Here is a 14992-nt window from a genome sequence, read left to right as displayed (position 1 = left end):
CCGCGCGGTCCGTACCCCGTGACGCCGACGTCAGTCACCGGTGTGACCAACGTCTCGGCCGCACCCGCCGTTACCGGTGGCAAAGTGGACAACTCCGCACGGGGGATCCACCGCACCACCGAGACCAGCGAGATGCCATGACCGCCAGCGCAGCCACCGTCACCGCCACCCGCGTCCGCACCGGGGGTCCTCAGGAGGACGGCCCGAAGATCCTCGAGCACGTCATGGGATGGACCCTCGTCGTCGTCCTGGCGATGCTCGTCACCCAGCTCGGACTCCTCTGACCCGTCTCGGACCGACCTGCCATACTGCGGGGGTCCCGCCCCCCGCAGAAGACAAGGGTCACCTTGAGTGTCAGCCGGCCACCGGCCCCGCGGCCCCGAGTGCGCGGCACCGAGCGCTCCTTGACGCGCCGGGCCGAGCTCATCGCCATCGGGCGGCGCCTGTTCGCCGACACGTCCTACGACGCGCTCTCCATGGACGACATCGCGCGCCAGGCGAACGTCGCGAAGGGGCTGATCTACTACTACTTCCACTCCAAGCGGGGCTACTACCTGGCGATCATCGAGGACTCGGTCGCCGACCTGGTGACCTTCGCGGCGAGCGGGACGGACCGGCCGCCGGTGGACCGGGTGCACCGCACCATCGACGGCTACCTGCGCTACGCCGAGCACAACCAGGCCTCCTACCGCACGATCGTCAGCGGCGGCGTCGGGTTCGACACCGAGGTGCAGGCCGTCCGCGACGGGGTGCGCGAGGCGATCGTGTCGACGATCGCCGAGGGCGCCTACGGGCCCGGCGACGGCGACGCGATCGGCCCGGTGGCCCGGATGGGCCTGCTGTCCTGGGTGTGCAGCGTCGAGGGCGCCACCCTCGCCTGGATCGAGCGCCCGGAACTCCCCCGCGACGTGATGACCGAGCTGCTGGTCAAGACACTCGGCGGCGCCCTGCGGGCCATCGAGGAACTGGACCCGGCCCACCCGGCCCCGGCACCGGCCCGCCGGGACCCGTGACCGCCCGCCGGGAGGGGTGGACCCGCGCCCGGCGCGACTCCCCGGCACCCCGGCCGTGACGCGGGCCGGGGGCGGCCCGAGGGCGCGGGCGGGGCGGAGGTCCCCCCGTGGAAACCCCCGCCCCGGTGTCCCGCGCGGACCGGAGCCGTGCGGTCAGCGGATCGCGCGGATCAGTTCACCGTCGGCGGTGTCGCCGCTCAACTCCCAGAAGAACGTGCCCGCCAGGCCCTCGCGGTCCTTGTAGTCCATCTTGTCCGCGACGGTCGCCGGGGTGTCGTAACTCCACCACTGGTCGCCGCACGTGGCGTAGGCGGTGCCGCCGACGGTGCCGGTGGCCGGGCACTTCTCCTTCAGCACCTTGTAGTCGTCGATGCCGGGCTCGTAGGTGCCGGGGGCGGGTCCGGTGGCCGAACCGCCGGGCGCCGACTGCGTGACGCCGGTCCAGCCGCGGCCGTAGAAGCCGATGCCGAGCAGCAGCTTGGACGGCGGGATGCCGAGGCCCTTGAGCTTGTCGATGGTGGCCGCGCTGTGGAAGTCCGCCTTCGGGATGCCGTCGTACGAGGTCAGCGCCGAGTGCGGGGCGGTGGGACCGGTGGCGTCCCAGGCGCCGAAGAAGTCGTACGTCATCGGGTTGTACCAGTCGACGTACTGGGCGGCGCCCGCGTAGTCGGCCGCGTCGATCTTGCCGCCCGGCGTGGGGTCGGCCGGGATCGCCGCGGTGACCAGGCTGTCGGAGCCGAACCGGCCGCGCAGCGCGGCCATCAGGTCGCCGAACGCCTCCCGGCCGCTGGTGTCGCAGGTGGCGCCGCAGGCGTTCGGGTACTCCCAGTCGATGTCGATGCCGTCGAAGACGTCGGCCCAGCGGGGGTCCTCGACCAGGTCGTGGCAGGACCGGGCGAACGCCTCCGGATCCTTCGCGGCCTCGCCGAACCCGCCGGACCAGGTCCAGCCGCCGAAGGACCACAGGACCTTCAGCCCGGGGTGCTTCGCCTTCAGTTCGCGCAGCTGGTTGAAGGTGCCGCGCAGCGGCTGGTCCCAGGTGTCGGCGACGCCGTCGACGGACTCCTGGGCGGTGTACGTGCGTTCGGTGGCCGCGTAGGAGTCGCCCAGGGCGCACGCGCCGCCGGTCACGTTGCCGAAGGCGTAGTTGATGTGGGTGAGCTTCTCCGCGGAGCCGGAGGTGTCGATGTTCTTGACGAGATAGCCGCGGTCGTAGGTGCCCCATTCGGTGAAGTAGCCGATGACCTTCGAGCCGGCGGCGGCCTCCTGAGCCGAGGTCGCCGCGGTCGCGGCCGGGGTGCTCGCGCCGGCCAGCAGTCCGGCGCCGAGGACGGCGGCACAGGCGGTGGACAGGAGCGCCCGCAGGGTGCGGGGGCGGTGGGGGGATGGCATCCGGTGTCTCCTCGTGGGGGAGGGGAGCCCGGGTCGTTTGGCATGAACGCGGTGACCCGGTGGGAAGCGAAACACTAGGAGGACTAGACCACCTTGGTCAATGGTGCGGACCAATCGGGGGCCGTCGCGGGTTTCCCCGAGTAAGCGGTCGTTAACTGGTGACGCGCCGCCGCCGATCGGGCATACTCACAGCGCAAGCCGCTGATCAGCAGCTTCCGAGACCCGGAGCGCGAGCATCGGCAACGCACCGCAATGACCCGGCGGAGCCGCCCCCACCCAAGGCGCACGCCCGCCGATGTGCCCGACAGGGAGGAGAGCGTCGCCATGCCCGACCACGCCCCGCAGCCGGTGGACCGGCAACTGCCCACGGACGAGGCCCGGGACCTGCTCTCGCTCGTCCGGGACATCGCGCAGCGCGAGATCGCGCCCCGGGCGGCCGAGGAGGAGGACGCCGGCCACTTCCCGCGCGAGCTGTTCACCCTCCTGTCCGAGTCCGGCCTCCTAGGCCTCCCCTACGACTCCGAGTACGGGGGCGGCGACCAGCCGTACGAGGTCTACCTCCAGGTCCTGGAGGAACTCGCCGCCGCCCGCCTCACCGTCGGCCTCGGCGTCAGCGTGCACACCCTGGCGTCCTACGCGCTCGCCGCCTACGGGACCAAGGAGCAGCGGGCCGAACACCTGCCCGCCATGCTCGGCGGCGGCCTGCTGGGCGGCTACTGCCTCTCCGAGCCCGCCTCCGGCTCCGACGCCGCCTCGCTGCGCACCAAGGCGGTGCGCGACGGCGACGACTGGGTGATCACCGGCACCAAGGCGTGGATCACCCACGGCGGCATCGCCGACTTCTACACGGTCATGGCGCGCACCGGCGAGGACGGCCCGCGTGGCATCTCCGCGTTCCTGGTGCCCGGCGACGCCGAGGGGCTGAGCGGGGCGGCGCCCGAGAAGAAGATGGGCATGCGGGGCTCGCCCACCGCCCAGGTCCACCTCGACGGCGTCCGGGTCGGCGACGACCGGCGCATCGGCGAGGAGGGCCAGGGCTTCGCCATCGCCCTGTCCGCGCTGGACGGCGGGCGCCTCGGCATCGCGGCCTGCGCCGTCGGCGTGGCCCAGGCGGCGCTCGACGAGGCCCTGCGGTACGCGGCGGAGCGCCGGCAGTTCGGCCGGCCGATCGCGGACTTCCAGGGGCTGCGCTTCATGCTCGCCGACATGGCGACCCAGATCGAGGCCGGGCGTGCCCTGTACCTCGCGGCGGCCCGGCTGCGGGACGCCGGGCGCCCGTTCGCGAAGCAGGCGGCCATGGCGAAGCTGCACTGCACCGACACGGCGATGCGGGTCACCACCGACGCCGTGCAGATCCTCGGCGGCTACGGCTACACCGCGGACTTCCCGGCCGAGCGCTACCTGCGCGAGGCCAAGGTGCTGCAGATCGTCGAGGGCACCAACCAGATCCAGCGCATGGTCATCGCACGTCATCTCGCGGGTCCGGAGACCCGCTGAACTGCCCCAGCCCCCGGAAGGGCGCCGCCAGCCGGGCCCACTCGGGGTCGTGCTGCCCCGGCAGGGTGCGGCCGCGGTCGGCCCAGGCGCGCAGCAGATCGCGGTAGATCGGCGGATCGGGCAGCCGCGGGGGTGCCGGGGCGGGCGGCGGGACGTAGAGACGGCGCTGACGCCCGGTCGTCGAGTACGTGGGGGTCGTCATACCCGGGCAACGCGGGAGCGACCGGGCACGTCACCCCGGGACGGAATAGGCCGTGCGTTCGCCCCCGCCCGCCGCGTACCGCGGCACCCGGGCCCCGGCCGGACGGCCGGGGGGCAAGTGCCGTATCCGGCGGCGTCGTTGAGGGTTCCCGTGGAGCGTGGGCCGCCTCGCGGAGCACCGAGGTGCGGTGCTCCGGCGTGCGTCGTCTTCACGCTTACGGGTGAGGGGCGGGGCGCGGGCCGCCGCCCCGGGCCGGAACCGCCGTCAGGCGGCGCTGCGGCGCATGTCGGGGACCCGGATCGGGCGCGAGCCCGGCCCGCCCACGTGCGAGAAGGGCTGCGTGCGCCAGTCGAGCCCCTGCGGCAGCGTCAGCAGCAGGGCGGTGTCCTGCTCCTGCGGCGTCACCGAGGCGTCCGCGGGGTGCGCGTCGGAGGCCCGGCGTCCGGTGCCGGCGCAGACCGTGAGTCCGAACGGGTTCCACGGCGAGGCGCACAGCGCGTGCTCCGGCAGCACCTCCTCGTCCGCCAGCAGCGCGATGGGCTGCGCGCAGTCCGGGCAGATCACCCGGTACATCTCGAAGGTGTCGTAGGTGTCCGACTCGTCGTCCAGGGCGTCGGGTTCGACGCCCTCCGGGTGCAGCTCCACGACCGGCTGCTGCCGCTTGGACGCGGTACGGCGCTTCACACTGTGCATGCGTTCTCCCCCTCGGGCTGGGCCGTGACGGCATTGCGGCCTCGACCACAGCAAGCACTTCCCGTCCCCCCTGGGGGGTAATCACGAGAACATCACGGAGAGCGTTCGAACGGTGTGGCGTTCGTCACATGCCGGTCGCAGGTGCCCCCTGCGCGGGTCTTTGTCCCCCGGTGCGCACCGCACCGTCCGTCCGGCGCGGGCCGCACCGGACATGACCCGGCCGCTCAGGTATCCGGAGCGATCACGCACGCTGTAGGTTCTCCGCCATGGAGGAGCTGGACCGACAGATCGTGCAGCTGCTCGTCAAGGACGGGCGGATGAGCTACACCGACCTGGGCAGGGCCACGGGCCTGTCCACCTCGGCCGTGCACCAGCGGGTGCGCCGGCTGGAACAGCGCGGCGTGCTGCGCGGATACGCCGCGGTCGTCGACCCGGAGGCCGTCGGTCTGCCCATCACCGCCTTCATCTCGGTCAAACCCTTCGACCCCAGCGCCCCCGACGACATCGCGGACCGCCTCTCCGAGGTCCCCGAGATCGAGGCGTGCCACAGTGTCGCGGGCGACGAGAACTACATCCTCAAGGTGCGCGTGGCCACGCCGCACGAACTGGAGGAGCTGCTCGCCCGGGTGCGCACCCTGGCCGGCGTCTCGACCCGCACGACGGTCGTCCTCTCCACCCCCTACGAGGCCCGCCCGCCCCGCATCTGACGCCGCGGCCGGACCCGGCGCCGGGCCGCACCGGACCTGGCTGCGGGCCCGCACGTCCGAGGGGCGAGACTGGGGGCATGAGCGAACGCACCGTCCCGAGCCGTACCGTCCTGCTCCGCCGCGGAGAGGTCCACAGCCCCGCCGACCCGTTCGCCACCGCGATGGTCGTCGAGCGCGGCCAGGTGGCGTGGGTCGGCTCCGAGGGCGCCGCCGACGCCTTCGCCGACGGCGTGGACGAGGTGGTCGACCTCGACGGCGCGCTGGTCACCCCGGCCTTCACCGACGCGCACGTCCACACCACCGCCACCGGCCTCGCGCTCACCGGCCTCGACCTGTCCGACGCCCCCACCCTGGAGGCCGCGCTGGCGCGCGTGCGCGACTTCGCCGCGGCACGCCCCCACGACCGGGTGCTGCTCGGTCACGGCTGGGACGCCGCCCGCTGGCCCGGCGGCCGGCCGCCGACCCGGGCCGAACTCGACGCCGCCACCGGCGGACGCCCCCTCTACCTCAGCCGGATCGACGTGCACTCCGCGGTCGTCACCACCGCGCTGCTCGACCTCGTCCCGGGCCCGGTCGGCCGCCGGGACGCCCCGCTCACCGGCGACGACCACCACGCGGTGCGCGCCACCGCGCTCGGCGCCGTCACCCCCGCGCAGCGCACCGAGGCCCAGCGCGCCGCCCTCGCCCACGCCGCCTCGCTGGGCATCGGCACCGTCCACGAGTGCGGCGGCCCGGAGATCTCCTCCGAGGACGACTTCACCGGCCTGCTGCAGCTCGCCGCCGAGGAGGACGTGCCGCGCGTCGTCGGCTACTGGGCCGAGCGGGACGTCGCCAAGGCACGGGAGCTGGGTGCCCTGGGCGCGGCCGGGGACCTGTTCGCCGACGGCGCCCTCGGCTCGCACACCGCCTGCCTGCACGAGCCCTACGCCGACGCCGCCCACACCGGCACCGCCCACCTGGACGCCGCCGCCGTCGCCGCCCACGTCGTCGACTGCACCGAGGCAGGGCTCCAGGCCGGGTTCCACGCCATCGGCGACGCGGCGATCGGCGCCGTGACCGACGGGATGCGGGCCGCCGCCGAGAAGCTGGGCCTCGCCCGGATCCGGGCCGCCCGGCACCGCGTCGAGCACGCCGAGATGCTCACCCCCGACACCGTCGCCGCCTTCGCCGAGCTGGGGCTCACCGCGTCCGTCCAGCCCGCCTTCGACGCCCTGTGGGGCGGCGAGGACGGCATGTACGCCCGGCGTCTGGGCGCGGAGCGGGCCCGCACCCTGAACCCCTACGCGGCCCTGCTGCGCGCCGGGGTGCCCCTCGCCTTCGGGTCCGACAGCCCGGTCACGCCGCTCGACCCGTGGGGGACCGTCCGGGCCGCCGCGTTCCACCGCACCCCGGAGCACCGGGTCTCGGTGCGGGCCGCGTTCACCGCCCACACGCGGGGCGGCTGGCGGGCCGTCGGGCGGGACGACGCGGGCGTCCTGGTGCCCGGCGCGCCCGCGGACTACGCGGTGTGGCGCACCGGCGAGCTGGTCGTCCAGGCCCCCGACGACCGGGTGGCGCGGTGGTCCACCGACCCCCGCTCCGGCACCCCGGGCCTGCCCGACCTCACCCCGGGCCGTGACCTGCCGGTGTGTCTGCGCACCGTGGTCGGCGGGCGCACCGTCCACGTACGGCCGGGCGAGTGATCCGCGCGGCCGGAGCGGTGACGATCATGCCCCGCGGCACGGTCGCCCGACCTGCGCGTCCTCCCCGCTGACCAGGGGTTTCGCGGAAGAGGCCCAGGTCGGACGGCTGTTGACAGGCAGCCGTCGGTCACCGGTAGGTTCGGCCGGGTCCACCACCGGACGCCCGACCGGGGAACTTCCGGCCACTCGTGGCGGCGCCGCTGGGTCAGGGACGGTGTGCTGCACCGGAACACCGTCGCTGGGAGCCAGGCACAGCGCCCGCGCAGCCCGGGGGGAACGTTCCGGCGGTCGGGGAGGTGCGACCCGGGTGGGGCCGGGCGCTCAGTAGACAACGGCTCAGGTCGATCCGCAGCCGGCGGGTCCCGGGCCGGCCCGAAGAGCGCCGGGCCCCCATCCGCCGCACCCCGCCACCTGCCCCGGGCCCGCCTCCGGCCCACCGCGCCCCCGTCGCGCACGGGTCGGCCGCCCCGCACACCGCCCCGCGAGCGGACCGCTGCCGACGGACGGCCGGGTCTCCTGCCCGATCATCCGAAAGTGACACCGCTGTGCGCACGACCTGTCATGTCGGCGCAGGCCGCGGCCATTATGGTGGGACCCTGCGCACAGGAGATGAAGGGGCAGCAGTGAACGACGGCGACGGGATCCTCGCGGCAGGAGCCCAGGCGAGGACTTTCGGCCCGCTCGGCACGGCCTTGGTGATCATCCCGACCTACAACGAGGCGGACAACATCAAGGCGATCGTGCGCCGGGTGCGCGCCGCCGTTCCCGAGGCGCACGTCCTGGTGGCCGACGACAACAGCCCCGACGGCACCGGCAAGCTGGCCGACGAACTGGCGGCCGAGGACGACCTGGTCCAGGTCCTGCACCGGACCGGCAAGGAAGGGCTGGGCGCGGCCTACCTCGCGGGCTTCCGCTGGGGCATGGAGCACGGCTACGGCGTCCTGATCGAGATGGACGCCGACGGCTCCCACCAGCCCGAGGAACTGCCCCGCCTGCTCACCGCCCTGAAGGGGGCCGACCTCGTGCTCGGCTCGCGCTGGGTGCCCGGCGGCCGGGTGGTCAACTGGCCCAGGTCCCGCGAGATCATCTCCCGCGGCGGGAGCCTGTACTCCCGCGTCGCGCTCGACCTGCCCCTGCGGGACATCACCGGCGGTTTCCGCGCCTTCCGCACCGAGACCCTCAAGGGCCTCGGCCTCGACGACGTCGCCTCCCAGGGCTACTGCTTCCAGGTCGACCTGGCGCGCCGCGCGGTGAAGGCGGGTTACCACGTGGTCGAGGTGCCCATCACCTTCGTGGAGCGGGAACTGGGCGACTCCAAGATGAGCCGCGACATCCTCGTCGAGGCGCTGTGGCGGGTGACCGCCTGGGGCGTCGGCGAGCGGGTCGGCAAGGTCCTCGGGCGCACGGACGGCAGGGCCGGGGATCCGAAGCCCGGAGGCGGCGGGCCGGCCGGGGACGGCGGGGCCACGGCCGACGGACCGGCGGCCGGCGCACCGGCGGACAACGGACCGGCGGCCGGGGCTTCGGCGGCCGATGGACCGGCGGGCAGGGCTCCGGCGGGCGACGGACCCGCCGCCGACGGGGCCGTGGCCGACGGAAGCGAGGGCGACGGGGCCGTCGCGAGCGGTGGGGACTCCGGGGCCGCGGAGGCGAACCGGCCCCCTGCGACCGCGGACGCCCGGCCGGACGCGGAGGCCCGGCCGGACGCGGGCGTCCGGCCCGACGAGGGCGGCTCCGGGGCCGGCGGGAGCGACCGGCGGGACGCGGCGCCGCAGGACACCTGATCAGCCCCTTATCCCGCACTGAGCCGGGCCCAGGCACACTGGAAGCATGACGACAGGCGCTCCGACCCCGCATCCCGCCCGGCCCCGGCGCTCCCGGCTCCGCACCGTGCTGCCGCTGGCCGTCGCCGCATGGCTCGTGCTGGAGATCTGGCTGCTGACCCTGCTCGGCGGCGCGACGAACGGCCTGGTGGTGCTGCTCGTGCTGGTGGCCGGCCTGCTGCTCGGCTCGATGGTCGTCAAGCGAGCGGGCCGACGGGCCCTGAAGAACCTGACCGAGACCCTGCAACAGCAGCAGGGCGGCGCCGTCTCCGAACGGCGGCCGAACAGCGAGGGCAACGGCCTGATGATGCTGGGCGGCCTGCTGCTGATCCTGCCCGGCCTGGCCTCGGACGTGCTGGGCCTGCTCCTGCTCGTTCCCCCGGTCCAGAAGGCCGTCGGCCGGGCCGCCGAGCGCACCGTCGAACGCAAGCTGCGCGAAGCCGCGCAGGGTTCCCTGGGCGGCGCCTTCCAGCAGGTGCGCATCCACCGGCCCGACGGCAAGGTGGTGCAGGGCGAGGTGATCCGGGACGAGCCCGGGCCGGACGCCGGCGGCTCACCGCAGGAACCGCGGCCTCCGCTCACCCGCTGACGGGAGCCGACGCACCCCCCGGCCGACCGACAGGGACGACCCACGCCCAGGCCCAACGGCAGGGGGGCCGTCACCCGCGTCGACGCGGATGACGGCCCCCTGGCATCCGGCGTTTCGAGGGCGGGGTAGGCCGTTGTGCCGGGTCCGCCGTGCAGCGTCCCGTACGCCCGATCGCGCCTGCCCGAACGCCCCTGCCCGAACGCACACAGGACCGCGGGCGCTCCACCCGGAGGTGGTTCGCCCGCGGTCCTGTACTCACGTACTCACGTGCGGGGTGCTGCGGATCGTCCGAACCGCGCTGGGATCAGGCCGACTTCCGGCTGTCCCGCGGATGAACCGCGATGTTCATCGCACCGGAACGCAGCACGGCCAGACGCTCCTCGAGGACCTCTTCGAGTTCCTCTCGGGTCCGCCGCTCCATCAGCATGTCCCAGTGCGTACGCGCGGGCTTGGCCTTCTTCTCCTCAGGGCCGTCGCCGTCCACCAGGAGTGCCTGCGCACCGCAGACCTTGCACTCCCACTCCGGCGGGATCTCCGCCTCGACCGAGAAGGGCATCTCGAAGCGGTGCCCCTTCTCGCATGCGTACTCCACGGCCTGGCGCGGGGCCAGGTCGATGCCGCGGTCCGTCTCGTAGCTGGTCACCACGAGGCGCGTGCCGCGAAGAGCTCGCTCACTCATGAATCGTGCCTCCCGGGCTGGTCGCCCACAGGACAGGTGTCGCTGTCGTCGTCATCCGGTCAACGTCCGGGCGGCGGTAAAGATTCCCCGTTCCGAGATCCGATCCGGGTCATGCGTCGCCGTCGTAGCCGCAGCCTTTGTCAACCAGTGCAGTACCCCCCGACGTCCGCTTTGTCACCTCTATTGCTAGATGTGACCCAGCGTTTCGGTATCTTTGACGCGCAGTAACGGTACGCCTGGCAGGCCAAACGCGTACACTACCGCCCTTTCGTGCCCGGCGCTAAATCCGCTCGGGAACCGGGTTGCCCGCGTCGGCGATGGCCCGCCGCACCCGGACCCGGGCGAGCAGCACGAACCCCAGGACGAAGAAGCCCACCAGCGAGATGATCGCGTCGCGGTAGCTGCCGGTCAGCTGGTACGTGAGGCCGAACAGCAGCGGGCCGAGCCAGCTCATCCCGCGGTCGCTCAGCTCGTACGCGGCGAAGTACTCCGCCTCCTTGCCGGGCGGGACCATGTGGGAGAACAGCGACCGGGACAGGGCCTGGCTGCCGCCCAGCACCAGCCCGATGCCCGCGGCCAGCACGAAGAACCACACCGGCGCGTTCGCGGGCAGGAAGTACCCGGCCGCCAGGGTGAGCGTCCAGGCGACCAGGGAACCGAGGACGGTGCGCTTGGCGCCGTAGGTGCGGGCCAGCCGGCCCAGCGCGAGGGCGCCCGCCACCGCCAGCACCTGGACCAGCAGGACCGCCGTGATCAGCGTCGACTGCCCGAGCCCCAGCTCCCTGGAGCCGTAGAGGGACGCCTGGGTGATCACCGTCTGGATGCCGTCGTTGTAGACCAGGTAGGCCAGCAGGAAGGCGAGCGTCAGCGGGTGGCGGCGCATGTCGCGCAGCGTCGCCGCGAGCTGCCGGAACCCCGACCGGGCGCCGCCCGACGCCGCTGCCGGGACCCGGCGGTCGCGCAGCCGGCGCAGCGGCACCAGGGTGAAGGCGCCCCACCACAGCCCGGCCGAGGCCAGGCAGATGCGGACCGCCATGCCCTCCGACAGCCCGAAGGTGTCGTGCGCGGAGTAGAGGATCAGGTTGGCGACCAGCACCAGGGCGCCCGCCGCGTAGCCGAAGGCCCAGCCCCGCGAGGACACGGCGTCGCGTTCCTCGGGCGTGGCGATCTGCGGCAGGTAGGAGTTGTAGAGCATCATCGCCACGGACTGCGCCGCGTTCGCGACGACGAGCAGCAGCCCGCCCAGCAGGTACCGCTCGCCGCCGAGGAAGAACATCCCGGCGGTGGCTGCCGCCCCCGTGTACGCGGCGGCGGCCAGCAGCGGCTTCTTCCGGCCCGTCCGGTCGGCCGCGGCACCCGCCAGCGGCATCAGCAGGACCGCCAGGATCACCGACAGGGACACCGCGTAGGCGAAGAAGGAGCCGGCGCGCACCGGGATCCCCAGCGGGTGCACGAACCCCTCGGCGTCCGCCGCGGCCTCGGCGACCGACGTCAGGTACGGCCCCAGGAACACCGTGACCACGCTGGTGGAGTAGACCGAGCAGGCCCAGTCGTAGACGTACCAGCCGTGCTGCTCGCGCCGTCGGCCGGCCGCCCCGTCCGGTACCGGTGATCGCACGGTGTCGGTGCCCACCCGCGCCCCCTCGCTTCCCCGCGGTCGCGCCAGGGCCGGGGGAGGGGACTCAGGCCCAGAGGCCGCGGTCCTCCAGGACCTTGCGCAGTGTGTCGATGTGATCGGTCATGATGCCATCCACTCCCAGGTCCAGGAGCCGGTGCATCCGTTCCGGTTCGTTGACTGTCCAGACGTGCACCTGGAGCCCGAGGGCGTGGGCGGCCCGCACGAAGCGGCGGTCCACCACCGGGACACCCGACTGGGCCTCGGGCACCTGGGCCGCCACCGCCGACCGGCGCACCCCGGCCGGCAGCCCCCAGGAGCGCAGCCGCAGGCCCAGCACTCCCCGGGTGCCGTACGAGGTGGCCAGGCGCGGCCCGGCCAGCCGCTGGGCCCGCACCACCCGGGCCTCGGAGAACGAGCCGAGGCAGACGCGGTCCCAGGCGTTCGCGCGCCCGACCAGATCCAGGAACGGCAGCAGCGCCGCCTCGGCCTTGACGTCGACGTTCCACCGCGCCTCGGGGAAGGTCTGCAGCAGTTCCTCGAACAGCGGCACCGGCTCCGCGCCCCCGACCCGGGCCTGCGCCACGTCCCGCCAGGGCAGGTCGGCGATCCGCCCGGCTCCGTCCGTCACCCGGTCCAGCGTGGCGTCGTGGAAGGCGACCAGCCGCCCGTCACGGGTGACGTGGACGTCGGTCTCCAGGTACCGGTAGCCCGCCTCGACGGCGGCCCGGAACTGCCGGACGGTGTTCTCCAGCCCGTCGGCCGCTCCGCCCCGATGGGCGAAGGGGAGCGGGCCGGGGTGGTCGAGGTAGGGGTGGCGTATCGGCGCGGTCACCGTCGCAGTATCGCGCGCCGCGGCCGGCCGCCGGCGACGGCCCGGCTCCCGGCCGGTGACAATGGGACGTCGAACAGCCGGAGGAACAGCTGCGCGAGCGGGCCGATGGCCAGCGCGTACAGCAGGGTGCCGACGCCCACGGTGCCGCCGAGGACGAAGCCGGTGGCGACCACGGTGACCTCCAGTGCCGTGCGCACCACCCGGACCGAGAGCCCGGTGCGCTGGTGCAGCCCGGTCATCAGGCCGTCCCGCGGGCCCGGCCCGAAACGTGCGGCGATGTACAGCCCCGTCGCGGCCCCGTTCAGCACGACCCCCGCCACCATCAGCGGCACCCGCACGACCAGGGCGTGCGCGTCCGGCACCAGCGCCAGTGTGGCGTCCATCGCGATGCCGATCACCAGCACGTTGGAGACGGTGCCCAGCCCCGGCCGCTGGCGCAGCGGGATCCACAGCAGCAGCACGAGCGCGCCCACGATGATCAGCACCACCCCGATCGACAGCCCGGTCCGCTCGGCGAGGCCCTGGTGCAGCACGTTCCACGGTTCCATGCCCAGCCCGGAGCGGACGAGCAGCGCGGAACTGGCGCCGTACAGGGCGAGGCCCGCGTACAGCTGGAACAGCCGCCGCGCGAGCTGTCCGGTGTGGGACGGGTGGCTGGACAAGGATGCCCCCTGTGGTGGAAGTGGACCGACGCATGACACCCTGTGGCGTGGATGGATACATCATCCATGGCCAATCGGCGGAAGGTGGACTGATTTCGATGGCACAGTGGACGTCGGCGGTGGGAGCCGCACAACTGTCCCGGCTGCTCCAGTCCCAGCAGGACCGCCCGGCGGGCCCCGGCACCCGGCGTCCGCCGGCCTACCGCGCCCTGGCCGACGGCATCCGGCTGCTCGTCCTGGAGGGCCGCGTCCCGGTGGCCGCCCGGCTGCCCGCCGAGCGGGAGCTGGCCCTGTCCCTCTCCGTCAGCCGCACGACCGTGGCCGCCGCCTACGAGGCGCTGCGCGGCGAGGGCTTCCTGGAGTCCCGGCGCGGGGCCGGCAGCTGGACCTCGGTCCCGGCCGGCAACCCGGTGCCGGCCCGCGGCCTCGAACCGCTGCCGCCCGAGGCCCTCGGCGCCATGATCGACCTCGGCTGCGCCGCGCTGGCCGCGCCCGAACCCTGGCTGACCCGCGCCGTCCAGGGAGCCCTGGAGGAGCTGCCGCCGTACGCGCACACCCACGGCGACTACCCCGCCGGGCTGCCCGCGCTCCGCTCGATGATCGCCGACCGCTACACCGCCCGGGGCATCCCCACCATGCCCGAGCAGATCATGGTGACGACCGGCGCCATGGGCGCCATCGACGCCATCTGCCACCTCTTCGGCGGCCGTGGCGAGCGCATCGCCGTCGAGTCCCCCTCCTACGCCAACATCCTCCAGTTGATGCGGGAGGCCGGCGCCCGCCTCGTACCCGTGGCCATGGCGCAGGGACTGCGCGGCTGGGACATGGACCGCTGGCGCCAGGTGCTGCGGGAGGCGGCCCCCCGGATCGCCTACGTCGTCGCGGACTTCCACAACCCGACCGGCGCGCTCGCCGACGAGGACCAGCGGCGCCGTCTGGTGGACGCGGCACGGTCGGCGGGCACGGTGGTGGTCGCCGACGAGACCATGAGCGAGCTGTGGCTGGACCCCGACGTGCGCATGCCGCGCCCGGTCTGCGCCTTCGACCCGGCCGGCTCCACGGTCGTCACGGTCGGTTCCGCCAGCAAGGCCTTCTGGGCGGGTATGCGCATCGGCTGGGTGCGGGCGGCCCCCGACGTGATCCGCAGCCTGGTCGCGGCCCGTGCCTACGCCGACATGGGGACGCCCGTGCTGGAGCAGCTGGCGGTGAACTGGCTGTTCGGCACCGACGGCTGGGAGCGGGCCGTCGAGCTGCGCCGGGCCCAGGCCCGCGACAACCGCGACGCCCTGGTGGCGGCGGTGCGGCGGGAGCTGCCCGACTGGGAGTTCGAGGTGCCGGATGGGGGCCTGACGCTGTGGGTGCGCACCGCCGGGCTGTCCGGCTCGCGGATCGCCGAGGCGGGGGAGCGGGTCGGCGTCCGGGTGCCGTCCGGGCCGCGCTTCGGGGTCGACGGCGCCTTCGAGGGGTACGTGCGCCTGCCGTTCACGGTGGGCGGCGCGGTGGCGGAGGAGGCCGCGGCGCGGCTCGCCGCGGCGGCCCGGATCGTGGAGAGCGGCGGGACGACCGGCGCCGAGGCGCCGCGCTCGTTCGTGGCGTAGCGAAC

The 14992-nt window shown here is 74.2% G+C and carries 14 protein-coding genes and 1 pseudogene; 8 read left to right on the top strand and 7 right to left on the bottom strand.

The features are described 5' to 3' along the window. Positions 1-137 precede the first annotated feature (137 nt). Positions 138-284: an SCO1431 family membrane protein gene (locus tag AC02VZ_RS07830; RefSeq protein WP_432056404.1), complete on the top strand. Its 147-nt coding sequence runs from the start codon at positions 138-140 to the stop codon at positions 282-284. A gap of 63 nt (positions 285-347) precedes the next feature. Continuing rightward, complete coding sequence (locus AC02VZ_RS07825; protein WP_476474930.1) at positions 348-1013, top strand: TetR/AcrR family transcriptional regulator; 666 nt, start codon at positions 348-350, stop codon at positions 1011-1013. A gap of 153 nt (positions 1014-1166) precedes the next feature. Here AC02VZ_RS07825 and AC02VZ_RS07820 read toward each other — a convergent pair whose 3' ends face one another. Then, positions 1167-2405, bottom strand: coding sequence for a glycoside hydrolase family 18 protein (locus tag AC02VZ_RS07820; protein ID WP_476474929.1), 1239 nt, complete (start codon positions 2403-2405; stop codon positions 1167-1169). A gap of 324 nt (positions 2406-2729) precedes the next feature. Between AC02VZ_RS07820 and AC02VZ_RS07815 the strand changes: the two genes are divergently transcribed. Then, entirely contained in the window at positions 2730-3902 is a 1173-nt protein-coding gene (locus AC02VZ_RS07815; RefSeq protein WP_476474928.1) for an acyl-CoA dehydrogenase family protein, read from the top strand. On the opposite strand, the gene AC02VZ_RS07810 is transcribed toward AC02VZ_RS07815, so the two are convergent. Both AC02VZ_RS07810 and AC02VZ_RS07805 read right to left on the bottom strand, forming a co-directional pair. Then, complete coding sequence (locus tag AC02VZ_RS07810) at positions 3865-4104, bottom strand: hypothetical protein (protein ID WP_432056400.1); 240 nt, start codon at positions 4102-4104, stop codon at positions 3865-3867. The two genes, AC02VZ_RS07815 and AC02VZ_RS07810, sit on opposite strands and share 38 nt — an antisense overlap. A gap of 264 nt (positions 4105-4368) precedes the next feature. Continuing rightward, positions 4369-4797 (bottom strand): hypothetical protein, encoded by a 429-nt coding sequence (locus tag AC02VZ_RS07805; protein WP_432056399.1) that lies wholly within the window; start codon positions 4795-4797, stop codon positions 4369-4371. Between the two features lie 266 nt (positions 4798-5063). On the opposite strand from AC02VZ_RS07805, the gene AC02VZ_RS07800 reads away from it, so the two are divergent. The 4 genes and pseudogenes from AC02VZ_RS07800 to fxsA all read left to right on the top strand — a co-directional run bounded on the left by AC02VZ_RS07800 (position 5064) and on the right by fxsA (position 9598). Next, positions 5064-5504 carry an Lrp/AsnC family transcriptional regulator gene (locus tag AC02VZ_RS07800; protein ID WP_362093453.1) on the top strand — a complete coding sequence of 147 codons (441 nt, stop codon included), beginning with the start codon at positions 5064-5066 and terminating at the stop codon, positions 5502-5504. 77 nt (positions 5505-5581) lie between these two features. After that, positions 5582-7186, top strand: coding sequence for an amidohydrolase (locus AC02VZ_RS07795; RefSeq protein ID WP_476474927.1), 1605 nt, complete (start codon positions 5582-5584; stop codon positions 7184-7186). 623 nt (positions 7187-7809) lie between these two features. Next, a pseudogene (locus AC02VZ_RS07790) lies at positions 7810-8608 on the top strand (polyprenol monophosphomannose synthase); the annotation flags it as partial. Between the two features lie 408 nt (positions 8609-9016). Beyond that, positions 9017-9598: an FxsA family membrane protein gene (gene fxsA, locus AC02VZ_RS07785; RefSeq protein ID WP_476474926.1), complete on the top strand. Its 582-nt coding sequence runs from the start codon at positions 9017-9019 to the stop codon at positions 9596-9598. Positions 9599-9902: 304 nt separating this feature from the next. On the opposite strand, the gene AC02VZ_RS07780 is transcribed toward fxsA, so the two are convergent. The 4 genes from AC02VZ_RS07780 to yczE form a co-directional block, all read right to left on the bottom strand. Then, positions 9903-10277, bottom strand: coding sequence for an RNA polymerase-binding protein RbpA (locus AC02VZ_RS07780; protein ID WP_003977404.1), 375 nt, complete (start codon positions 10275-10277; stop codon positions 9903-9905). 280 nt (positions 10278-10557) lie between these two features. Next, positions 10558-11910 carry an MFS transporter gene (locus AC02VZ_RS07775; protein WP_476474925.1) on the bottom strand — a complete coding sequence of 451 codons (1353 nt, stop codon included), beginning with the start codon at positions 11908-11910 and terminating at the stop codon, positions 10558-10560. A gap of 49 nt (positions 11911-11959) precedes the next feature. Beyond that, positions 11960-12727 (bottom strand): glycerophosphodiester phosphodiesterase family protein, encoded by a 768-nt coding sequence (locus tag AC02VZ_RS07770; RefSeq protein ID WP_476474924.1) that lies wholly within the window; start codon positions 12725-12727, stop codon positions 11960-11962. Then, positions 12724-13389 (bottom strand): membrane protein YczE, encoded by a 666-nt coding sequence (yczE, locus tag AC02VZ_RS07765; protein ID WP_476474923.1) that lies wholly within the window; start codon positions 13387-13389, stop codon positions 12724-12726. Before yczE ends, AC02VZ_RS07770 begins: the two co-directional genes overlap by 4 nt. Positions 13390-13487: 98 nt before the next feature. Between yczE and AC02VZ_RS07760 the strand changes: the two genes are divergently transcribed. Beyond that, a complete protein-coding gene (locus tag AC02VZ_RS07760; RefSeq protein ID WP_432056393.1) occupies positions 13488-14987 on the top strand; it encodes an SCO1417 family PLP biosynthesis transcription factor in 1500 nt (499 codons plus the stop codon). Positions 14988-14992 lie beyond the last annotated feature (5 nt).

This window comes from Streptomyces sp. 3-6, assembly GCF_056323165.1.
Note: the sequence above shows the minus strand (reverse complement) of the source record. Positions and strands in the feature narration are given on the sequence as shown.